Source organism: Cupriavidus basilensis (assembly GCF_000876015.1).
GTDB classification, from domain to species: Bacteria; Pseudomonadota; Gammaproteobacteria; order Burkholderiales; family Burkholderiaceae; genus Cupriavidus; species Cupriavidus basilensis_B.
This window is the reverse complement of the sequence record NZ_BBQM01000024.1, coordinates 161,567-182,536: the sequence shown is the minus strand read 5'-3', so window position 1 is coordinate 182,536 and position 20,970 is coordinate 161,567. Positions and strand designations below refer to the sequence as shown.

The window sequence follows — 20,970 nt, the reverse complement described above, 5'->3', positions numbered from 1 at the left end:
CCGCCCCTTCCCAACCCTCGAACCAACCCGCACCCCATCCGTGACCCTGAAGATCTACGGCATCGCCGCCTCGCGCGCCATCCGCCCGCTGTGGGCGGCCGAAGAACTCGGCCTGCCCTACGAGCACGTTCCGCTGCACTACGCCTCGCCCGAAGCCAAGGCGCCGGCCTACCTGGCGATCAATCCCAACGGCATGGTGCCGGCCATCGACGACGACGGCCTGGTCCTCTACGAATCGCTGGCCATCACCCTGTACCTCGCGCGCCGGCACGCCGGCCGCGTGCTGTGGGACGGCACCGCGCGGCAGGATGCCCTCATCCTGCAATGGACGCTGTGGGCCGCCACGATGGTCGAGCCGCTCACCACCCAGCTCGCCCAGCACACCCGCCTGCTGCCGCAGGCGCAGCGCGACCCGGCCCAGGCTGCCGCCGCGCAGGCCGCGCTGCGCAAGCCGCTGGCCGTGCTCGACGCCCATTGCGCGCGCCAGCCCTACCTGCTCGGCGACAGCTTCACCGTGGCCGACCTCAACCTCGCCGCGGTGCTGCATCGGCTGGCCGACCTGGACGCGGCGGACCTCGCCAACGTGGCCGCGTGGCACCAGCGCTGCGTGGCGCGGCCGGCGGCGCAGCGGGCCTTCGCGCTGCGGCAGAAGACCGCCTAGCGCCGCGTCGGTCCGGCGCCTCAGTCCAGCGCTTCAAGCGCCAGCGCGATGCCCTGGCCGCCGCCGATGCACAGCGTCACGATGCCGCGCCGGATGCCGTCCGCGCGCATCGAGTACAGCAGCCGCGTGGTCAGCACCGCGCCGGTGGCGCCGATCGGATGGCCGTGCGCGATGGCGCCGCCGTCCACGTTGATGATGTCGAGCGGCAAGCCCAGCTCGCCGGCCACCGCCAGCGGCACCGCCGCGAACGCCTCGTTGATCTCCACGCGCTCCACGTCGCCCAGCGCCCATTGCGCGCGCTGCAGCGCCTGGCGCACGGCCGGTACCGGGCCCAGGCCGAACAGGCCCGGCTCGACCGCGCCGACGCCGTAGGCCACCAGCCGCGCCATCGGCACGAGGCCCTTCGCCTCGGCCAGCGAGCGCTCGGCCACCACCATCGCCGCCGCGCCGCTGTTGAGCCCCGGCGCGTTGCCCGCCGTGATGGTGCCGTTCTTGCGGAACGCCGGCTTCAGCTTGCCGAGGATCTCGAAGGTGGTGTCCGGCCGGTTCGCCTCGTCCACGCTGAACGTCGCCATGCCGCCCTTGGCCTTGACCGGCACGCCGACGATCTGCGCGGCGAAGCGGCCCTGCTCCTGCGCGCGCGCGAAGCGCTGCTGCGAGCGCTCGGCCCAGTGGTCCTGGTCTTCGCGGGTCAGCTTGCTGCGCTCCACCAGGTCCTCGGTGTGCCAGCCGGAATGCTCGCCCGAGAACGCATCCACCAGGCCATCGCGCAGCATGCTGTCGTACAGCACCGCGTCGCCCATGCGGCTGCCCCAGCGCCCCGCCGGCATCAGGTAGGGCGCCTGGTCCATGTTCTCCATGCCGCCGGCGATCGCCACGTCCACGTAGCCCAGGCGGATCTCGTCGGCCGCGCTGGCGATGGCCTGCGCGCCGGAGCCGCACACGCGGTTGACCGTCATCGCCGGCAGCGAAACCGGCAGGCCGGCGCCGCGCGCGGCCTGCCGCGCCGGGTTCATCTTGTTGCCGGCCTGGATCACGTTGCCGAACACCACGCTGCCGACCAGCTCCGGGTCGAGCCCGGAGCGGCGGAACGTCTCGGCGATCACCGCCGCGCCGAGCTCGGTCGCCGGCGTCGATTTCAGTGCGCCGTTATAGGCTCCGATTGCCGTTCGCACCGGATGGCACAGCACCACGTCTCTCGCTTTCATCACATCGCTCCTGGTTGGGGCGAACGTTCCGCCCTTGCGTCATTCGATTGAATGACGATCATCATACTAAAGAACCGGAAAGAAGATGAAGCGCCGGATGCCGGCGTATCCGCCACTTCCGCCACCGTGGACCGGTCATTGAATGATGACCGTCATGCCATCGTCATGGCATGATGTGGCATCGGCTGCCGGGCGCTTCATCATCCGGATATGATGATCGTCATCCAATCAGCGCCGCCCTTCAACCTACGGAGTCCAATCGTGCGTTACTCGCCGGAACACAAGGCCGAAACCCGCAAGCAGATCGTCGAGGCCGCCGCGGCCGAATTCCGCGAGCACGGCATCGACGGCGTCGGCCTGGCGCAGCTGATGAAAAGCGCCGGGCTGACCCACGGCGGCTTCTACGCGCACTTCGATTCCCGCGATGCCCTGGTCGCCGACGCGGTCGACGCCGCCTTCGGCCAGACCACGGCCTTCCTCGAAGCGGCGGCCGCGGCGGCGCCCGCGCGGCAGCGCAAGCGCGCGATCCTGCACGCCTACATGAACCGGAAGCACCGCGACAAGCCCGCCAGCGGCTGCGCCATCGCCGCGCTCGGCGCCGACGTGTCACGGCTCGACGCCAGGACCCGCAAGCGCTTCGAGGCCGGCGTGGCGGCGCTGATCGAACTGATCGCGGGCGACGACAGCGCGTCGTCGCGCAAGGACGCGATCCTGATGCTCGCCACGATGGTCGGCGGCCTCGTGCTCGCGCGCGCGGTGCGCTCGGAGGCGCTGTCCACCGAAATCCTGGATACCGTGCAGGCGTCCCGCTAGCGGCGCGCGGCGGCGCGTTGCGCCACCGCGCATCGCCATCGCTTCGCATGCGAACCATTATTTCCGCGCGGTGATGTGGCTGCCGCCGGCCCTCCTTTTTTTCTCTCTCCCTCCTCTTCCCGCTTCATCGAGGTAAACCCTCGCCAGCCCGCCGCGCGCTTGACCTGCCGAAATCCGCTAACTAGCATGTAGACAGTGGATACACCGAGGCGACCACCCGGTGCGGGTGGCTGGACACACGGAAAACCGGCGGCATCCTGGCAACCAGCCGGATCGATCCGCCCAAATCTATCCACTGTCTATATCTGCCACGCACCAGGACCGGAAGTCCCCGTGCGGATACCCATACCAAAGGAGAACCCATGTCTCGCGCAGTGATCGTTTCCTACGCCCGCACCCCCATCGGCAAGGCCGGGCGGGGCGCCTTCAACCAGACGCACGGCGCCACGATGGCGGGCCACGTCATCGAGCATGCCGTGCGGCGTGCCCGCCTCGAAGGCGGCGAGGTGGAAGACGTCATCTTCGGCTGCGGCCAGCCGGTCGCCGCCACCGGCGGCAACGTGGCCCGCGCCGGCGCCATCCGCGCCGGCCTGCCGGTCTCGGTGAGCGGCACCACGCTCACGCGCTTCTGCGCTTCCGGCCTGCAGGCGGTCGCCTTTGCCGCGCAGCGCGTGCTGGTCGACAAGGTGCCGGTCATGGTGGCCGGCGGGGTCGAGTCGATCAGCCTGTCGCAGCCGGTCACGCTCAAGGTGGCCCAGCAGGAAGCGTGGCTGGCCGAGCACCGGCCCGACGTGTACCTGCACATGATCGACACCGCCGAGATCCTGGCCCGGCGCTACGGCGTGTCGCGCGAGCGCGCCGACGCCTTCTCGCTGCGCAGCCAGCAGCGCACCGACCGCGCCCAGCAGGCCGGCCTGTTCCGCGACGAGATCGTGCCGCTGGCCACGCGCAAGGGCGTGACCGACAAGGCGACCGGCCAGACCACCACCGAGGCCTGCCTGCTCGAAGCCGACGAAGGCAACCGCCCGGACACCACGCTGGAAAAGCTCGGCGCCCTGCCCCCGGTCAAGGGCGAGGGCTACCAGGTGACGGCCGGCAACGCCAGCCAGTTGTCGGACGGCGCCGCCGCGCTGGTGGTGATGTCCGAGCGGGAAGCGCAGCGGCGCGGGCTGGCGCCGCTGGGCTATTTCATCGGGCTGGCGACGGCCGGCGTGGAGCCGGACGAGATGGGCGTCGGCCCCGTGCGCGCGGTACCGCGCCTGCTCGAGCGCAACGCGCTCGCCGTCGACGACATCGACCTGTGGGAGCTCAACGAGGCTTTCGGCTGCCAGGCGCTGTACTGCATCGACCAGCTAGGGCTGCCGGAGGAGCGCGTCAACGTCAACGGCGGCGCCATCGCCATCGGCCACCCCTACGGCATGACCGGCGCGCGCCAGGTCGGCCACCTGCTGCTCGAAGGCCGGCGCCGCAAGGCCAGGTACGGCGTCGTGACCATGTGCGCGGCCGGCGGCATGGGCGCGGCCGGCCTGTTCGAGTTCATCCACTGAACGACCGGAAAGCCAACAAACAAGACGGCGCACGCCGACAGGAGACAAGCCAATGACAACCAACCCGACCACCCCCATCACCGAATACGACACCGTGTTCGTCGACCGCGACGGCGGCTGCGGCATCGTCACGATGAACCGGCTCGAGAAGTACAACGCGCTCAACGCCGCGCTGCGCAACGACATCCACGCGGCGATGTCGGCGCTGATGGCCGACAAGACCATCCGCGGCATCGTGCTGTGGGGCGGCACCAAGGCCTTCGTCTCGGGCGGCGACCTGGTCGAGATGCTCAAGCGCCGCCCGCTCGATGCGTTCGGCCCCACCAGCGGCGCGTCCGACCTGTGGGCGCTGATCCATCACAGCACCGTGCCGGTGGTGGCGGCCATCGCCGGGCCGTGCTTCGGCGGCGGCCTGGAGCTGGCGATGGCCTGCGACCTGCGCGTGGCCGCCGACAACGCGCTGATGGGACAGACCGAGACCAACGTCGGCCTGATCCCGGGGCGCGGGGGCACCCAGCGCCTGGTGCGGCTGGTGGGCGCGACGCGCGCCAAGGAAATGATCTTCACCGGCGAGATCATCAAGCCGGACGAGGCCTACCGCATCGGCCTGGTCAACAAGGTGGTGCCCGCCGCGCAGCTGCTCGACGAGGCCAAGGCCTACGTGCACCGCATCGCGGAGAAATCGCCGCACTCGATCGCCCTGGCCAAGCTGATGATCAACAACGGGCAGGACACCAACCTGGATACGGCGCTGATGATGGAGCAGCTTGCCTTCGCCACGCTGTTCAGCACCGACGACATGCACGAAGGCGGCGATGCCTTCCTGAACAAGCGCCGTCCGGCCTACCGGGGATCCTGACCATGACGCAAGCCGCCATCGAAGCCGCCGCCCGCGCGCGGCGGGACCTCTACCAGCCCGGGCTGCGCGTGGCCACGCTCGGCGACATCGAGCGCTTCGAGCAGACCCCGCTGCCGGCGCGCGACCTGCCGGCCAGCACCTACGACCTGCTGCGCCTGGCGCGCGACCGCGCGCCCGATGCGCCCGCGCTGCACCACTTCGCCTCCGGCGACGAGCTGGAGCGCGCCACCACCGTGAGCCACGGCCAGTTGTTCGGCCGCATCACCCAGACCGCCAACCTGCTGCATGCGCTCGGCCTGGGGCCGGCCGACGTGATCGGCATCCTCATGCCGGTCGCGCCGGAGTCGCAATACGCGCTCTGGGGCAGCGAGGCGGCCGGCATCGCCTGCCCCGTCAACTGGATGCTGGAGCCGGAGATCATCCGCACCCTGCTCGCCAACGCCGGCGCGAAGGCGGTGATCGTCTACGGCCCCGACCCGGACATCGAGGCCTGGAACAAGGCCATGCTGATCCGCCGGGAGCTGCCCGGCGTGCGCCACTGGATCAAGGCCGGCGGCGGCCCCGCGAGCGAGGATGGCGTGGTCGACCTGCTGGCCGAGCTGCCGCGCTTCGGCGCCGAGACGCTCGACAGCGGCCGGCGCATCGCCCCCGGGGACACCGCCTCGATGTTCCACACCGGCGGCACCACCGGCACGCCCAAGCTCGCTCTGCACACGCACGGCAACGAGGTCTTCATGGCCTGGGCCAGCGGCATGCAGTACGACGTGCAGCCCACGGACGTGCGCGTGTGCGGCGTGCCGATGTTCCACGTCACCGGCGTGCTGACCAACTGCCTGATGCCGCTCGCGCGCGGCGCCTCGGTGGTCATGCTGACCTCGGGCGGCTGGCGCGATCCCTCCGTGATCCGCAACATCTGGCGCATCATCGAGCGCTTCCGCGTCACCACGCTCAGCATGGTGCCGGCCGTGGTCAACATGCTGCTCAACATCCCCCTCGAGGATACCGACATCGGCTCGCTGCAGGCCGCCACCTGCGGCACCGCGCCGCTGTCGACGGCCATCGCCGAGGCCTTCGGCAGGAAGACCGGCTCGGTCATCCTGGAAGGCTACGGCCTCACCGAAGGCACCGCGCTGAGCGCCTGCAACCCGCGCCACGGCGAAGCGCGCACGGGCTCGATCGGGTTCCGCATGGCCTACCAGCAGATGAAGGCGGTCAAGGTGGCCGGCCGGCGCATCGTGCGCGACTGCGAGCCCGGCGAGCCGGGCGTGGTGGTGGTGCGCGGGCCCAACGTCTTCGCCGGCTACCTCGACCCGGCGCACAACCGGGACATCTGGTTCGACGGCGGCTGGTTCAACACCGGCGATCTCGGCTACATGGACGCGCAAGGCTACTTCTGGCTGACCGGCCGCGCCAAGGACCTCATCATCCGCGGCGGCAACAACATCGACCCGCGCATGATCGAGGAAGCGCTGTACCGCCATCCGGCCGTGTTCGACGCCGCGGCGGTCGGCATCCCGGACGCGCACGCGGGCGAGCTGCCGGTAGCCTACATCGCGCTCAAGCCGGGCAGCGACTATCCGCTCGGCCGCCTCAGGCACTACGCCTACGAGGCGATTCCCGAGCGCGCGGCGGTGCCCAAGCAGTTCTATCTGGTCGACGCCATTCCCAAGACCGCGGTCGGCAAGATCCAGAAGAACGTGCTGCGCGGCGACGCCATCCGGCGCGCCCAGCAGCAGATGCTGGCCGATGCCGCCGCCGGGGCGCCGCTCCCCGTGCGCGACATCCGCGTGGAAGACCGCGGCGACCTCGGGCTGGCCTCGACGCTGGTGCTGCCCGCCGCCATGAGCGAAGCCGAGCGCGCCGCGGCGATGGCCACCATCGAGACCGCCTTCGCCACGCTGACCACGCGCTACTCGGTGGTGTACGAGTAGCGCGGAAAGGCTGGCGAAAGCCAGCCGAAATGCGGAACCGAGAACAGATCGAAATCAGATCGAAAACAGATCAAGACAGGAGACAACCATGACCACGTCCAACACGGCCGCGCGCCTCGCGGCCGGGGTGGCCGGCTTGCTGCTGCTGGCGCCCCACCCCGCGCATGCCGAAAAGCCGGCGGATTACCCCACCCATCCGATCCGGATCATCGTGCCCTACGCCGCCGGCGGCGGCACCGACATCATCGCCCGCACCGTGGGCGCGGCCCTGTCGCGGCAGATGGGGCAGCCGGTCGTGGTGGACAACCGGCCCGGCGGGCAGACGGTGGTGGCCTACTCGATCGCCTCGAAGGCGGCGCCGGACGGCTACACCCTGCTGCTCAACAACTCCGCGCACAGCATCCAGCCGGCGCTGTTCAAGGACCTGCCCTACGACGCCATCAAGAGCTTCCGCGGCGTGGCCGGGATCGCGGCAGCGCCCGTGGTGTTCGTGGTGGACCGCAAGCTGCCGGTGACGGACCTCAAGAGCTACCTGGCCTATGGCAAGGCGTCGCCCGAGCGGCTCAACTTCGGCTCCTTCGGCGCCGGCACCGGCTCCCACCTGTGGGGAGAGATGCTGGCCTCGGTCAGCGGCATCGACATGATGCACGTGCCGTATAAGGGCTCCGCGCCGGCGATCCAGGACCTGATCGGCGGCCAGATCAACGGCCTGTTCGTCGACCCGCTGGCGATCAAGCCGCATATCCAGGCCGGCACCGTGCGCGCGCTCGGCGTGACCGGGCCGCGCCGCTGGAAGGGCCTGGAGAGCGTGCCCACCTTCGCCGAGCAGGGCTATCCGCAGTTCGCCGACGTCGGCTGGTTCGGCCTGTTCGCGCCGGCCGGCACGCCGGACGCGATCGTCAACCGTCTCAGCGCGGAGGTCGCGAAGGCGGTGGCGGTGCCCGAGGTCAAGGCCCGGCTGCAGGAGCTGGGCACCGAGCCTAGCGGCACCACGCCGGCCGCGTTCGACGCGCAGATCCGCAAGGACGCGGAGCGCTGGGCCAGGGTGGTCGCCGAAAAGCACATCACGCTGCAATAGCAATCACCATCGCCGCGCGCGCGGATGCGGGGCGGGCGCGCTGCCGTTGGCGCTAACATGGAGGCCTGACGACACCGCCCACGGCAACACCATGACCAACGCCACCACCCCGCCGCCCCGCCAGAGCTACCACCACGGCAACCTGCGCGAGGAAATGATCCGCTGCGGCAGGGAGATCCTCGCAACCGAAGGCGTCCACGGCCTGACGCTGCGCTCGGCGGCGCGGCTCGCGGGGGTCTCGCACGGGGCGCCGCGCAACCAGTTCGCCGACAAGGAAGGACTGCTCGCCGCCATCGCCGCCGACGGCTTCCGCGAGCTGGTGGCGATACGGCGCGCCCGCATGTCGCCCGACATGACGGCCGAGGGACGGCTGCTCACGGTGATGGACGGCTACATCGAATTCGCCGTCAGGCACCCCGCCCTGTTCTACCTGATGTTCGGCCCGCAGATCGTCGGCAAGGAGAATTACCCCGAGCTGCTGGAGGCGGGCGCGGCTTCCTACCAGTTGCTCTACGGCGCGGTGCAGGACTATTTCAGCGAGAACGGGCTGGACGCGCAGTTCGACGACATGATGGTGCGCTGCGCCTGGTCCGCCATGCACGGCGTCAGCATGTTCTTCAGCGCCAAGCCGACCGGGCCCACCACGCGCCCGAAGGTGGCGCTGGCGCAATGGCGGCAAGGCGTGCAGCAGTTCGTGCTGACCGGCCTGCTGGCCGCCGGCAGGGAGAAGGCGGCATCGACCGCATCGGCCGCGCCGAAGCCGCGGACGCGGCAGCGCGCCGCGGCCCGCTCATAGGCCGCGGCCGTTCGCGCAGGGCACCGCGCGCAACTGCCGGGCGGCCACCGCCGCCTTGCGCCCCTCCTTGCGCCGCCCCCACCAGCCGCCGATCACCAGCAGCAGCGCCACCGCCACGATGTCGCCGCCCAGCGCGATGGGCCGCGAAGGCCGCCCGCCGGCGATGCCGTAGGTAAAGCCCTCGATCACCACCGACACCACCGCGCCGAACACGAAGCAGAACAGGCTGTGGCGGCCGATCTGCACCACCGGGCCCATCACCGAGGCCAGCCGCGCCACCCAGCCCGCGCGCACCGCCAGGTAGGCCAGCCACGCCAGCCCGAGGAAGCTCGCCACGCGCAGCGCCGCCAGGCTCTTCTTGGGCAGCGGGAACACCATCGTCGGCAGCCATGCCGGCAGCCACGGCTCGTACACGTGCGGGCGCATCCACAGGTAGGCCAGCAGCACGCCGGCCAGCGTCATCGCCACCGCCAGCACCGTCACCACCCAGCGCACCAGCGGCTGGCGCGGCAGGATCACGTCCGGCCGCAGGCGCGACATCAGCCCCAGGCCGAACATCAGTTGCCACGCGAACGGGTTGAAGCTCCAGCCGTTGCCGTCGCTGCTCGGCAGCAGCGGCGTGAGCATCGGCGCCATCAGCCACAGCAGCGCGCTGGCGCCGACGAAGGTCAGCGGCCGCGCGCGCGCCATGCGGATCGACAGCGGCGCGCACAGGATGAAGACCGCGTACATCGGCAGCACGTCGGAGACGAAGGGCTGGCGCGCCACGCTGAACACCTCGATCAGCGTGCTGAACGGATGCGCCATGAAGATCGGCGCCTCGGTGGACACCACCGCCGGCGCCGGCACGCGCGCGAGCGCCAGCAGCAGGCCGAACACCAGCATCAGCAGCCCGGTCAGCACGAAGGCCTTGTAGATTTCCCAACTGCGCCGCACCAGGCGGCTCTGCGCGGCGGCCGCGCCATGCCGCGCCTCCATCGCCAGGAAGGCGGAGCTGGCCGAATAGCCGGCCAGGAAGACGAAGATCTCCGCCGCGTCGAAGAACGCGAAATTGCGGATGGTGTAGTCAGCCAGCACGCTGCCGTTGACGTGATCCACCACGATGAAGATCAGCGCCACGCCGCGGATCAGGTCGACCTCAGTTCTGCGCTGGGTTTCGTTTGTCGCCAAAAGCCTCTCCTGCATCACAGGCGGCAGACGTCCCGACAAGGCGCCCCGCCACCCCGGACCCGCCATATGGCGAATCCGCTACCTGTTTCACTATGAAATCCGGCACGTTGGACAGCGCAAAGGCAGAAATGTGCCGCGCCCGCGACGCGGCCTGCCCTGGCGGCCAATGCACCGGGCGAGATGATACGGCATATTGGGGATTACCCTAGGGCGAGGCTGCCGGGGGCTGGGGAAACGCGGGAGGGCGGGAAGGCGGGAAGGCGGGAAGGCGGGAGGGAGGAAAGACAGCGCCGGCTCGCGCGAGCCGGCGCGCGGAGAGCGCGGACGGTTGCCGGTACTGGTGCCGGTGCCGGTGCCCGATTCCGGCCTACGACTGCAGCGGCTGGATTTTCGCGCGATGCACGATCGCGCGCCATTTCAGGGTTTCACTGGAGATGGTCCTGGCGAACGCTTCCGGCGTGCTGCCCACCGGCTCCAGGCCGAGACCCAGCAGCTTCTCGCGCACCTCCGGCTGGCGCAGCACGGCGGCCGCGTCGGCCTGCCACTTGCGCACCACCGCGTCCGGCGTGCCCTTGGGCGCCACCAGCCCGTACCACGAGGTCACGTCGAAGCCCGGATACGACTCCGCCACCGTCGGCACGCCCGGCAACTGCGCCAGCCGGTGCGGCCCGGCCACCGCGACCGCCACCAGCTTGCCCGAGCGGATGTGCTGGAGCACGCTCGACACGCCCGCGAACACCATCTGCACCTGCCCGCCCAGCACGTCGTTGAGCGCCGTCGCGATGCCGTTGTAGGGAACGTGCATGGTCTTGATGCCCGCCTCCAGGTTCAGCAGCTCGCCCGCGAGGTGCGCGCCGCTGCCGTTGCCCGGCGAAGCGAAGTTCAGCTCGCCCGGATGGGCGCGCGCATATTCGACCAGCGCCTTGAGCGTGTGCGCCGGCAGGCCCGGATTCACCACCAGCACGTTCGGCGAGGTCGCCAGCAGCGTGACCGGCACGAGGTCCTTCACCTCGAAGCCGAGCTTCGGGAACAGAATCGGGTTCACCGTCAGGTTGCCCGCCGGCGCCAGCGCCAGCGTGTAGCCATCGGCCGGCGCGCGCGCCGCCGCTTCCATGCCGATATTGCCGGCCGCGCCCGGCTTGTTGTCGATCACCACCGGGCGGCCCCACTGCTCCGCCAGCTTCTGCCCGACCAGGCGCGGCAGCGCATCCGCCACGCCACCCGCCGCGAACGGCACGATCACCCGGACCGGGCGCGCCGGATAGCCTTCCGCCCCGGCCGGCCCCGCGGCCGGCGCCGGCAGGCTCGCGCAGGCCAGCAAGGCGGCGCCGGCGATGCGGATGACAAGGGAATCGGCCAACAGGCGGACAAGACGGTTCACTTCTGACTCCGGAAACATGGAAAGACAACAAGCGCGCCGGGACCGCGCGCGCTTGTAGATCAGACCGATGTTATCGGGCCGCCCGCTACTTGTATAGACAACTTTTCGGCTATGGAAAGGCGGTTTTCGCATATGGGAGCGCGCATGCCGCCGGCCTGGGCCGGGGCGCCGCGCGAGACCGCCCCCGGCAGCCTTATTTCGCTTGCGGCGTCAGCGCATTGCCGGTGTAGCTCAGCGACGGCAGGTCTTCCTTAGCCTTTTCCGGCGTTTCCAGCTCAAGCACGATCCGGCCGACCACCAGGCCAAACGAAGGCGAGCTGCGCACGTATTTCGTTTCCCCCGCATCGAGACCGAAGCTGAGCGTCTTCTCGGTCTCCGTCGCGGTGGCGGCGACATACTTGCCTGCCGGACGATCGACGAAGAAGAAGCCGCCCGGCTTGGACTCGCCCACCACCTGGTCGTTGAGGCGGATATCCGGCTGGAGCGCCGCGCCGAGCATGGATGCCGAGCGCAGGAAGTAGATACGGCCCTCGCCTTGCTTGATGGTAGGTATGGATGCGGCCATTTCCGAATGCTTCACGCCGGAAGCGCAGCCCGCCACAAGACCAGCCAGGGCCAGGCCCATCACTACAGTCCGTACAGCACGAATCACTTGATATCTCCGAATTTAAGGGGTACCGCGGTTGAAAGCGGGGAATAGTTTTCCTCCCCGGGCAAATAGAATCCCACCAGTTTTTGTTCTTCGATCACCAGGTACGCCTCATGCACCTGGCGGCCTTCAATCGTGAAAATCGTGCCGACCGGCCTGAAAACCTGGCCCTGCGGAAGACGCCCGAAGGACTGCCAGACCGAGTCCTGGGCAAGCGTGCGCGAATATCCCGTATCGAGCTTGATGGCGGCCGGCTCCAGCAGCCGGATTCGCCGTGCCGCCGCCTCCCGGCCGGATATCTCGACCTTCGATTGCGAAATCGGTACCGAAGGCGCGCATGCGCCGAGAAACAGGCTCAACGCCAGCCATGCGCCGGCAAGACGGATACGCCCCATGAATTCTCCTGTCTGCTTGATATTTGCCGGCCAGCGGCCGCGCGTTGCCCGCGTCATTGCTGCATGCCGCGCCGGCTGCCGCGCAGGTCGCAATGGCAGCAGTCATCGTTGATCAACATTGTCGTTAATGACAAATAACGGCACGTATCGCCAAAAATGCCCCCCACCAAAGAGTGGCCTCCGCGGGGCCGGAACAATGACCCCGAACAGTGACGCGGAGGGGCCGCAATGGTGCCGGCCGCCAGCTTCCCGCACCCTCCTGCGGCACGCACGCACCGTCACGGGGAATATCCGCCAAACGCTAAAGCCGCGGCGCGCGGGCGTCGATATGGGAATGCCAGCCAACCCTCCAGCCAGGCCCGGCATCTTTCTTGCCTCTTTCCCGCCAGCCCGTTGGAGTGCGCCATGAGTCACCCTAAATAATGCGCGACGGTGCGCGCACGATGAAAGACAATCCCTTCTTCCGGTTTCTCGGGCGCCTGCGCGTGGGCCGCAAGCTGCTGCTGATCTATCTGCTGGATCTGAGCGCGGTGGTCTATATCAGCGGGATACTGATCCACGAGAAATACATCGCCATCGATTTCTCCAACAAGGAGATCGGCGGCAACATCTACCTGCACACGGTGCGCGACGCGCTGGCCGACGTCGCGCTGACCGAGGCCGGGGCGCGGCCGCCCGCTGCGCGCTTCGAGCAGATCGGGGCCGAGCTGGCCCACGCCGAGCAGCAGTACGGCACGCACATGCAGAGCGCCGAGCTGAGCCGGCGCGTGCGCGCGGCACTCGCTGCCATCGCGCGCGAGCCGCAGCCAACGCCCGCCACCGTGGGCGAGGCCCTGGAGGCCTGCCGCGAGCTCGTCACGCGCATCGGCAACCAGTCCAACCTGATCCTCGACCCCGACCTCGACAGCTACTACGCCATGTCGCTGTCGATCCTGCGCTATCCGGCGCTGGTCGACGCGGTGCACGGCATCGGCCGGCGCCTGCACGACGGCATGCACGGGCAGGAATCCCGCGAGGCCCTGCGCACGCGCTACCTCGTGCTCGAAGGCCAGCTCGACGCGGTGCTGGAAGGCCTGCGCTCCGACCTCGCCGAGGCCGGCGCCGCCGACCGCGCGCTCGGCACCGCGCTGGCGCCTTCCGTGGCGCGCATGCGGGCCGCGGTGGAAGCGTACCGGCACGCCGCGCGCATCGTGGTGAACGGCAGCGACAAGACCGACCCCGCCCTGCTCGCCAACCTCGACACCGCGCAGCAGGCGCTGGTGCTGAGCGTGCGCGACACCTGGCGCGACACCAGCGAGCAGCTCGACACGCTGCTCCACGCGCGGGTGCGCGGGCTGTTCTCGCGCATGTGGCTGCATCTGGGCACCGCGCTGTTCCTGCTGTGCGGCATCCTCGGCATGGTGTACTTCGTCGCGCAGCAGATCTCGCGGCCGCTGCGGCAACTGGCGCGCGTGATGGACACCGTGCGCCGCACCGGCGACCACACGCTGCGCGCGAGCTGGCACAGCCAGGACGAGATCGGCCAGCTGGTGCGCGGCTTCAACGAGATGCTGGAGCAGCTCGACCGCGAGCGCGACGTGCAGAAGGAACTCGCCGCCACGGCGCGCGCCTCCGCCGCGCAGCACGCGCTGGTGGAAGCCACGCCGGTGCCGATGATGGTGACTGCGGTCCCCGGCCACGAAGTGCTGCACGCCAACCAGCCCGCGCTCTACTGGCTCAACGGCTGCACGGCCGACCCGTGGGCCTTCGCGCTCGACTCGCCCGTGCGGGCGCGCTTCTTCCAGCAGTTGTCCGACCGCGACGCGGTGGAGGAATTCGAGGTGCGCTGGAAGGCCAGCGCCGAGCCGACCTGGGCCATGCTGTCCGCGCGGCGGCTCAAGTTCCAGGGGCGCGACGCGGTGCTGACCGCCTTCACGCCGATCAACCAGATCAAGCTGATGGAGCAGCGGCTCGAGCTGTGGGGCAAGGTGTTCGAGGCATCCTCGGAAGCGATCCTGATCCTCGACCAGGAGCGGCGCCTGCTGACGGCCAATGCGTCGTTCTACCGCGCCACCGGCTATCGCGCGGAAGACGTCACCGGCAAGCTGCCCGAGTTCGTCGTCGCGGCCGCGGGCGGCACGCCGCTGATCGAGGGGCTGGCGACGCTGGTCGACCTGTCGAGCGTGTGGAACGGCGAGGCGCAGATCCGGCGGCGCTACGGCGGCGACTACCCGGCCTGGCTGATGATCAGCGCGGTGCGCGACAAGCGCGGCAACGTCTCGCACTACATCTGCACGCTGATCGACATCACCGACCGCAAGAAGAGCGAGGCGCGCATCCAGTTCCTGGCCGAGCACGACGTGCTCACCGAGCTGCCGAACCGCGCGCTGTTCACCAAGCGCCTGGGCATCGCGCTCGAGCGCGCGAGAAACTCGCCGGCGCGCGTGGCCGTGCTGTTCATCGATCTCGACCGTTTCAAGGACATCAACGATTCGCTCGGCCACCACATCGGCGACGCGCTGCTGCGCTCGGTGTCGCGGCGCCTGCTGCAGGCCGTGCGCAGCGGCGACACCGTGAGCCGGCTGGGCGGCGACGAATTCACCGTCATCCTGAACGACATCGGCGGCGCGGCGGACGTCGCCAGCACCATCGACGACCGCCTGCTGCCGCTCGTGCGCGAGCCGCACGCGATCGGCGGCGCCACGCTGCAGGTCTCGTGCAGCGTGGGCGTGGCGATGTACCCGGACGACGGCACCGACATCGACACCCTGATGCAGAACGCCGACGCGGCCATGTACCAGGCCAAGGCGGCCGGGCGCAACCTGGTGAAATTCTTCTCGCCCGACATCGCCGAGCGCGCGCGCCAGCGGCTCACGCTCGAAGCCTGCCTGCGCACCGCGGTCGAGCGCCAGGAACTGCGCCTCGCCTTCCAGCCCTGCCTCGACGCGATCACCGGCGCCGTCATCAGCGTGGAAGGGCTGCTGCGCTGGACCCATCCGCAGCTCGGCAGCGTGATGCCGGCCCAGTTCATCCCGATCGCGGAAGACACGCGCCTGATCATCCCGATCGGCGCCTGGGTGATCGACGAAGCGTGCCGCCAGCTCGCGCAGTGGAGCACCGCCGGCCTGCCCGGCATCCGCATGTCGATCAACCTGTCGGCGATCCAGCTGCGCGACGCCGACCTGGCCGCCACGCTGCGCGCGAGCCTCGCGCGCCACGCCGTCGCGCCGGAACGGCTCGAGCTGGAGATCACCGAGACCGTGCTGATGGACAGCGCGGAAAACTATCTCGACGCGATCAACGCGATCCGAGCGCTCGGCGTCAAGCTGTCGCTCGACGACTTCGGCACCGGCTACTCCAGCCTCAGCTACCTGAACCGCTTCCCGCTCGACCGGCTCAAGATCGACCGCGCGTTCGTGCACGACATGCTCGACGCGCCCGCCGACCTCGCCGTCATCAAGGCCATCGTCGAACTGGGCCACGACCTCGGCCTGCGCGTGGTCGCCGAAGGCGTGGAAAGCCGGCACCAGGCCGACATCCTGCGCAGCCTCGGCTGCGACGAGCTACAAGGCTTCCTCTATGCGCGGCCGATGTCGGCGCAGGCGCTGGAAGGCTGGCTGCGGGAGCAGGCGCTGGTGGATGCCTGAGCGCTACCGCTGCCCGTCGGCCCCGACGACGTTCTCCTTGAGCAGGCCGCCGAGACGCGAATGCACGCGGCCGCCGGTGCCCATGACCAGCGCGAACAGGATCTCGTCGGGGCGCGGCGAGTCCTGGATGCCGATCTCGATGCTGTTGAAATGGCTGCGCACGTAGGACGCATGGATGTAGTGCACCGGCACCATCATCCGGTAGCCGGCCGAGGCCACGGCCTTCACCGCCGGCACCATCGCCTTGGGCTCGCCGAGCACGGTGCGCATGGCCCAGCCGCCCGCCTCGTGCCACACCGCGCCATGCTCCATCTCGCCGTTGATGCCGACGATGGCGGCCTTGCTGTAGACCTCCACCTTGTCCTTGCCGCCGAGCGTGTCGACCAGTTCGCCGGCGAGCAGCGAGCCGAGCGAGCGCAGCTCCGACATGAACGGCATCAGGTCCGGCTCGTAGCGGCCCGCGTAGGGATTGCGGATCACCGCGCACGATGCCGCCAGCTTGAGCGGTTTCTCGGGCGGCGGGCCGCCTTCGTGATACGTGGTTTCGACGATCAGGCAGCGCTTGCGGATTTCGATCAGGGACACGGGAAACTCTCCAGAAAACACAGAAAAAAAGCGGGCAACGCCGACCGCGCGGCCAGCGCAGCCAGCACGGCCAGCACCGCCTATTCCGGCGTGATGCCGGCTTCCTTGACGATGGCCGCCCACTTGCCGATCTCGGCCTTGACGAAGGCGCCGAAGTCCGGCGCCGGCTGACGCTTGGGCGTCAGGCCCTGCGCCGCGAAGCGGCGGATCAGCTCGTCCGAGGACAGCGCCTTGTCGAGCGAGGCCGACAGGCGCCGCGCCACGTCGTCCGGCAGCCCGGCCGGCGCCATCAGGCCGAACCACACCGTCAGGTCGAAACCCGGCGCGCCGCTCTCGTTGAGCGTGGGAATGTCCGCGGCCAGCGGAAAACGCTCGCGCGTGCTCACGCCATAGACCTTGACCTTGCCGGCGCGCGCCTGCTGCAGCCCGTTGGCGAAATCGGTGAAGGTCAGCTTGACGATGCCGCCCATCACGTCGGTCAGCGCCTGCGGGCCGCCCTTGTACGGCACTTGCGTGATGTCCGATTTGCCCATGTGGGCGAGCTTCGCGCCGAACACCTGCGCGCTGCCCGAGCCGTAGCCATAGGTCAGCTTGCCCGGGTTCTGGCGCGCGTAGCTGAACACGTCGCCGACCCGCTTGCCCGGCGCGTCCGGCGAGCCGACCAGCAGGTAAGGCGTCTCCGCCACGCCGCCGAGCGGCTGCAGGTCCTTGACCGGATCGTAGGGCAGCTTCTTGAACAGGCTCACGTTGCTGGCCGCGGTGGTCACGCCGACGATCACGATCGTGTAGCCGTCGGCCTTGGCCTGCGCGGCCTGCTGCGTGCCGATGATGCCGTTGGCGCCGGGCTTGTTGTCGATCACGAACGGCTGGCCCAGGTCCTGCGACATCGGCTCGGCGAGCGCGCGCGCAACCACGTCGGTGATGCTGCCGGCCGGGAACGGCACCACCATCCGGATCGGCCGCTCGGGATAACCGCCGGCCAGCGCGCCCATGCTGAAAGCCAGGCCGATTGCCGCGGCGGCAATGCCTCGGTAAATGCGCATGTTGTTGTCTCCTCTTGTGCTTTTGTGCTTTTGTGCTCTTGTGTTCTTGTCGTGGCGGCGCGAGGCCGCCCGTGCTACGCCTGCTTGTCCAGGTAGCGGATGATCTCCGTGTTGTCCGCGCGCGGGTCGAGCGCCCCGGCGGCCTGCTGCCACAGCGACGCGCACAGCAACAGTTGCGGCGCCTCGACGCCCGCCAGGGCCTGCAGCCCCGCGGCCGTGGCAAGGTCCTTGGCCTGCAACCGCATGGCGAAGCCCGCGTTGAACGTGCCCGGGATGATGAACTGCGCCAGCTTGGTTTCCGTGGCCACGTTGCGGCCGCTCGACGCGTTGAGCACGCTCGCGAAGATGCCCGCGTCGAGGTCCATGCGCTGCGCGATCAGCAGTGCCTCGGATGCGGCCAGCAATCCGGCCGCATAGACGTAGTTGTTGAGCGCCTTCATCGCGTGCGCGGAGCCGACCGCGCCGGTCACGATCAGCGTCTCGCCCATGTGCTCCAGCAGCGCGCGCACGCGCTCCACGTGCGCCGGATCGCCGCCGGCCATGATCGCCAGCGTGCCGGCGCGCGCCTTGGCCACCGCGCCCGAGACCGGCGCGTCGACCAGCGCGATGCCGCGCCCGGCCAGCGTGGCGGCAAGGCGGCGCGTATCGGCCGGGTTGGACGAACCCATGTCCACCACGGTGGCGCCCGCGGCAAGGATGTCCGCCAGGCCCGCGCGGCCGCCCTCGCCGGCGACGACCGCGTTGGTGATCGGGCTGTTCGGCAGCATCGTGATCACGACCTCGCAGCCGGCCAGCGCCTCCAGCGCCGTGGCGCGCGTGAGCGTGCTGCCCCAGGCGGCATGGCCGGCGAGCTGCGCGAAGGGCGCGTCGGCGGTGTCGAAGGCCCGGATCTCCAGGTCCGCGGCCGTGGCCAGGTTTTCGAGCATCGGCAAGCCCATCATTCCCAGGCCGATAAAGCCGATCTTGCGGCGCATGTGGTCTCCTCTCTTCCTATGTCTTTTTTGCCGTCCGTATCCCGGCATGTGCTCCAGATCGTATGGGTTTTGCCGTGATTTGTCGTATGCTCTTGTGATTGTGGGTTATAACCATCTGTTATCGATGCGCTTCAAACTCAGACAAATGGAGGTCTTCCGGGCCGTCATGCTGACCGGCTCCATGAACGGCGCCGCCAGCCTGCTGTGCATTTCCCAGCCCGCCGTGAGCCGGCTGATCGCCTACACCGAGCAAAGCCTCGGCCTGCGGCTGTTCGAACGCGTCAAGGGCAAGCTGCGGCCGACCGCCGAAGCGCAACTGCTGTTCCAGGAAGTCGGCTCGCTCTACGAAGAAGCGCTGCGCATCGACGAATTCGCGCGCGACCTCGCCACCAACCCCCAGGGCGTGCTCAAGATCTGCTCCAGCCCGAGCCTCGCGCTGAACTTCCTGCCGCCCATCATGGCCGCCTTCCTCGACGCCCATCCCCAGGTCCGGCTCACCATGCGCACCACCCTGCTGGCCGACATGGCGCTCGAGCTGCTCGGCCGCAAGGCCGAACTGGCGGTGTCGGTGCTGCCGATCGAACATCCGAACCTCGTGGTGGAACCGTTCGCGCAGGGCCGCATGGTCTGCATCCTGCCCGAAGGGCACGCGCTCGCCGCATCGCCGGTGCTGACGCTGGCCGAGGTCGCCGCCCACCCGCTGGTGCTCTACGCGCGCCAGATCCCGTTCGGGCAGTTGATGGCGGCGGCGTTCGCGCAAGCCGGCGTCGAGTGGCGCGCGCGCGCCGACATCGAACGCGCCGAGATCGCCTGCGCGCTGGTCCGCGCCGGCGTGGGCCTGGCCATCGTCGACGAATTCTCGGTCGGCCGCGCCGGCTGGCCCGGCACCGTGGTGCGGCCGCTGCGCGAACACATTCCGCTGACGCTAAGCCTGGTGCGCTCTCGCTTCGATACGCCGAGCCGGCAAGCGCAGGCGTTTGTGGGGTTGTTGAGGGCGCAGGCGGGTGGGATGTAGTGACGTGCGGGGATGGCGTGTGTGGGCTTCGTTCAGGGGGCGGTGCGGTAGCACAAGTTAACATTCTGCTTGCGCGGTTGTATTGACAGCCCTTTGCTGATCGCGAAGAATCGGCTCGTCGTCTGAAACAACGGGCGACCGGGTTTGACAGCCTGCTCACTACACGCCGGACGAAGCCGCGCAGCAGCGGCTTTTTTCGTCCGTAGCCGTCGCACGCCCATATGATTCAATGGGCGGGCCTCGGTGGGGGAGCCTCCGGGCTCGCCGGTTGCGTGTGTGCCGGTCTGTCAACCCTGCCTTGGCCTGCCCACCCCGATTGACAGCGGACAGCGGGCCTCCAACCCACACACGGAGGTCTCATGCAAAGCCACACTGCTTTTCCTGACCACATCGGCACCGGCGCCAATCCCGCGCCAGCATCGACGCAGCACAATCCACCCAGCACCGAAAATCCAACCCTCGCGGCCTCGCGATACCGGGATCTCGTCGCGGAACTGATCTTGATGGCCGACCCCGACGCGCCGCGCGCCGGGCCGGTCTTTTCAGAGATCACCGCCGAACTCGGCGCGCTCGGCGATACCGTGCGCGACGCCACGCTCGAAAGCTGTGATGCGTTGTTGCGCGTCAGCGCGGCGCTGGAATCGGTCCTTGCCATGCTGGACCAGCAGCGTGAAGACTCGACGTTTGGCCTCGGGCTGCATGCGCTGCTCTTGCCGCAGAAGGTGCAGTTGGATCTGGCTGTCGGTCGGATTCAGGGGATGTACTAGCGCTCGATGCAGGAGGCGCGGCCGCGGGCCGTGTCTCTTGCCTATGAACCCCACACCGTCAGCAACCGGGCACGCCCCTACGCTTTGATTCCATTGTCCAGTCTGCTCTAGCGCGGCTGGCCGCAGTTTCTGGACTTTGATGTACGGATTACAGGTGGATCCTTATTTCATACTCTCGGGTAGCCGTTTGAATCGATAGATAGCGAAGTACTTGGCTGTCCCCACGGGAATTGCGCCGAGGCGCAGACTCATGTGGACTTGCATTCCACGTTCAAAGATGAGATTTCCAGAGGGATCCAGGTACAAAGTGACGACAGAATCGGAACGATTTGGCCCAAACTCAGATCGCCCCCCATCACTTGACCCTCCCCAAGAAATGATTCCATTCTCACCAGTGCAAACAAATCTGCCCTTGTTCTCAAAGGACGAAACGTACTCAATAGATCTTCCGCCCTCATATTGCAGATCGAGT

At 69.0% G+C, this 20,970-nt stretch carries 19 protein-coding genes; 11 read left to right on the top strand and 8 right to left on the bottom strand.

What is annotated here, in order from left to right:
* Window positions 1-40: 40 nt before the first annotated feature.
* Complete coding sequence (locus tag KF708C_RS26720; protein WP_059414066.1) at window positions 41-661, top strand: glutathione S-transferase family protein; 621 nt, start codon at window positions 41-43, stop codon at window positions 659-661.
* A 20-nt stretch (window positions 662-681) separates the two neighbouring features.
* Here the strand turns inward: KF708C_RS26720 and KF708C_RS26715 are convergent, their stop codons facing one another.
* Window positions 682-1,869 carry a thiolase family protein gene (locus KF708C_RS26715; protein ID WP_059414064.1) on the bottom strand — a complete coding sequence of 396 codons (1,188 nt, stop codon included), beginning with the start codon at window positions 1,867-1,869 and terminating at the stop codon, window positions 682-684.
* Between the two features lie 51 nt (window positions 1,870-1,920).
* On the opposite strand from KF708C_RS26715, the gene KF708C_RS36950 reads away from it, so the two are divergent.
* The 7 genes from KF708C_RS36950 (at window position 1,921) to KF708C_RS26685 (ending at window position 8,893) form a co-directional block, all read left to right on the top strand.
* A complete protein-coding gene (locus tag KF708C_RS36950) occupies window positions 1,921-2,043 on the top strand; it encodes a hypothetical protein (protein WP_269432181.1) in 123 nt (40 codons plus the stop codon).
* Window positions 2,044-2,130: 87 nt separating this feature from the next.
* A complete protein-coding gene (locus tag KF708C_RS26710) occupies window positions 2,131-2,682 on the top strand; it encodes a TetR/AcrR family transcriptional regulator (protein WP_059414061.1) in 552 nt (183 codons plus the stop codon).
* 362 nt (window positions 2,683-3,044) lie between these two features.
* Window positions 3,045-4,229, top strand: a complete 1,185-nt coding sequence (locus tag KF708C_RS26705; RefSeq protein WP_029043840.1) for an acetyl-CoA C-acyltransferase — start codon at window positions 3,045-3,047, stop codon at window positions 4,227-4,229.
* Window positions 4,230-4,281: 52 nt separating this feature from the next.
* Window positions 4,282-5,088 carry an enoyl-CoA hydratase/isomerase family protein gene (locus KF708C_RS26700; protein ID WP_020204115.1) on the top strand — a complete coding sequence of 269 codons (807 nt, stop codon included), beginning with the start codon at window positions 4,282-4,284 and terminating at the stop codon, window positions 5,086-5,088.
* 2 nt (window positions 5,089-5,090) lie between these two features.
* Window positions 5,091-7,019 (top strand): acyl-CoA synthetase, encoded by a 1,929-nt coding sequence (locus KF708C_RS26695; RefSeq protein WP_059414060.1) that lies wholly within the window; start codon window positions 5,091-5,093, stop codon window positions 7,017-7,019.
* An 88-nt stretch (window positions 7,020-7,107) separates the two neighbouring features.
* Complete coding sequence (locus tag KF708C_RS26690) at window positions 7,108-8,097, top strand: Bug family tripartite tricarboxylate transporter substrate binding protein (protein ID WP_059414057.1); 990 nt, start codon at window positions 7,108-7,110, stop codon at window positions 8,095-8,097.
* Window positions 8,098-8,188: 91 nt separating this feature from the next.
* Entirely contained in the window at window positions 8,189-8,893 is a 705-nt protein-coding gene (locus KF708C_RS26685) for a TetR/AcrR family transcriptional regulator (RefSeq protein ID WP_059414055.1), read from the top strand.
* Here the strand turns inward: KF708C_RS26685 and KF708C_RS26680 are convergent.
* The 4 genes from KF708C_RS26680 to KF708C_RS26665 form a co-directional block, all read right to left on the bottom strand.
* Window positions 8,888-10,063 (bottom strand): OpgC domain-containing protein, encoded by a 1,176-nt coding sequence (locus KF708C_RS26680; RefSeq protein ID WP_020204111.1) that lies wholly within the window; start codon window positions 10,061-10,063, stop codon window positions 8,888-8,890. The two genes, KF708C_RS26685 and KF708C_RS26680, sit on opposite strands and share 6 nt — an antisense overlap.
* A 367-nt stretch (window positions 10,064-10,430) precedes the next feature.
* Window positions 10,431-11,444 (bottom strand): Bug family tripartite tricarboxylate transporter substrate binding protein, encoded by a 1,014-nt coding sequence (locus tag KF708C_RS26675; protein WP_231586595.1) that lies wholly within the window; start codon window positions 11,442-11,444, stop codon window positions 10,431-10,433.
* Between the two features lie 193 nt (window positions 11,445-11,637).
* The gene (locus KF708C_RS26670; RefSeq protein ID WP_020423845.1) at window positions 11,638-12,069 is read right to left on the bottom strand and encodes a DUF2846 domain-containing protein; all 432 of its coding nucleotides are present in this window, start codon (window positions 12,067-12,069) and stop codon (window positions 11,638-11,640) included.
* Between the two features lie 23 nt (window positions 12,070-12,092).
* Complete coding sequence (locus KF708C_RS26665; protein WP_059414053.1) at window positions 12,093-12,488, bottom strand: hypothetical protein; 396 nt, start codon at window positions 12,486-12,488, stop codon at window positions 12,093-12,095.
* Window positions 12,489-12,931: 443 nt separating this feature from the next.
* Here KF708C_RS26665 and KF708C_RS26660 point away from each other — a divergent pair, with 443 nt between their 5' ends.
* Window positions 12,932-16,114: an EAL domain-containing protein gene (locus KF708C_RS26660; RefSeq protein WP_029043838.1), complete on the top strand. Its 3,183-nt coding sequence runs from the start codon at window positions 12,932-12,934 to the stop codon at window positions 16,112-16,114.
* A 3-nt stretch (window positions 16,115-16,117) separates the two neighbouring features.
* Here KF708C_RS26660 and KF708C_RS26655 read toward each other — a convergent pair whose 3' ends face one another.
* From KF708C_RS26655 to KF708C_RS26645, 3 genes are all read right to left on the bottom strand, one after another.
* Window positions 16,118-16,699: an amino acid synthesis family protein gene (locus tag KF708C_RS26655; protein WP_059414051.1), complete on the bottom strand. Its 582-nt coding sequence runs from the start codon at window positions 16,697-16,699 to the stop codon at window positions 16,118-16,120.
* An 80-nt stretch (window positions 16,700-16,779) separates the two neighbouring features.
* Window positions 16,780-17,736 carry a Bug family tripartite tricarboxylate transporter substrate binding protein gene (locus KF708C_RS26650; protein WP_059414228.1) on the bottom strand — a complete coding sequence of 319 codons (957 nt, stop codon included), beginning with the start codon at window positions 17,734-17,736 and terminating at the stop codon, window positions 16,780-16,782.
* 80 nt (window positions 17,737-17,816) lie between these two features.
* Window positions 17,817-18,716 (bottom strand): NAD(P)-dependent oxidoreductase, encoded by a 900-nt coding sequence (locus KF708C_RS26645; RefSeq protein WP_059414049.1) that lies wholly within the window; start codon window positions 18,714-18,716, stop codon window positions 17,817-17,819.
* Between the two features lie 124 nt (window positions 18,717-18,840).
* Here KF708C_RS26645 and KF708C_RS26640 point away from each other — a divergent pair, with 124 nt between their 5' ends.
* Together KF708C_RS26640 and KF708C_RS26635 are read left to right on the top strand one after the other, a co-directional pair.
* Window positions 18,841-19,731, top strand: a complete 891-nt coding sequence (locus KF708C_RS26640) for a LysR substrate-binding domain-containing protein (RefSeq protein ID WP_029043836.1) — start codon at window positions 18,841-18,843, stop codon at window positions 19,729-19,731.
* A 359-nt stretch (window positions 19,732-20,090) separates the two neighbouring features.
* Window positions 20,091-20,498, top strand: coding sequence for a DUF1484 family protein (locus tag KF708C_RS26635; RefSeq protein ID WP_082079940.1), 408 nt, complete (start codon window positions 20,091-20,093; stop codon window positions 20,496-20,498).
* Window positions 20,499-20,970: the final 472 nt, after the last annotated feature.

Bases quoted from the DNA above. Each gene is read 5' to 3' on its own strand.
- KF708C_RS26715 (WP_059414064.1), bottom strand. From the start codon at position 1,869: ATGAAAGCGAGAGACGTGGTGCTGTGCCATCCGGTGCGAACGGCAATC.
- KF708C_RS36950 (WP_269432181.1), top strand. From the start codon at position 1,921: ATGACGATCATCATACTAAAGAACCGGAAAGAAGATGAAGCGCCGGAT.
- KF708C_RS26705 (WP_029043840.1), top strand. From the start codon at position 3,045: ATGTCTCGCGCAGTGATCGTTTCCTACGCCCGCACCCCCATCGGCAAG.
- KF708C_RS26700 (WP_020204115.1), top strand. From the start codon at position 4,282: ATGACAACCAACCCGACCACCCCCATCACCGAATACGACACCGTGTTC.
- KF708C_RS26695 (WP_059414060.1), top strand. From the start codon at position 5,091: ATGACGCAAGCCGCCATCGAAGCCGCCGCCCGCGCGCGGCGGGACCTC.
- KF708C_RS26690 (WP_059414057.1), top strand. From the start codon at position 7,108: ATGACCACGTCCAACACGGCCGCGCGCCTCGCGGCCGGGGTGGCCGGC.
- KF708C_RS26685 (WP_059414055.1), top strand. From the start codon at position 8,189: ATGACCAACGCCACCACCCCGCCGCCCCGCCAGAGCTACCACCACGGC.
- KF708C_RS26670 (WP_020423845.1), bottom strand. From the start codon at position 12,069: ATGGGCCTGGCCCTGGCTGGTCTTGTGGCGGGCTGCGCTTCCGGCGTG.
- KF708C_RS26665 (WP_059414053.1), bottom strand. From the start codon at position 12,488: ATGGGGCGTATCCGTCTTGCCGGCGCATGGCTGGCGTTGAGCCTGTTT.
- KF708C_RS26660 (WP_029043838.1), top strand. From the start codon at position 12,932: ATGAAAGACAATCCCTTCTTCCGGTTTCTCGGGCGCCTGCGCGTGGGC.
- KF708C_RS26645 (WP_059414049.1), bottom strand. From the start codon at position 18,716: ATGCGCCGCAAGATCGGCTTTATCGGCCTGGGAATGATGGGCTTGCCG.
- KF708C_RS26640 (WP_029043836.1), top strand. From the start codon at position 18,841: ATGCGCTTCAAACTCAGACAAATGGAGGTCTTCCGGGCCGTCATGCTG.
- KF708C_RS26635 (WP_082079940.1), top strand. From the start codon at position 20,091: ATGCAAAGCCACACTGCTTTTCCTGACCACATCGGCACCGGCGCCAAT.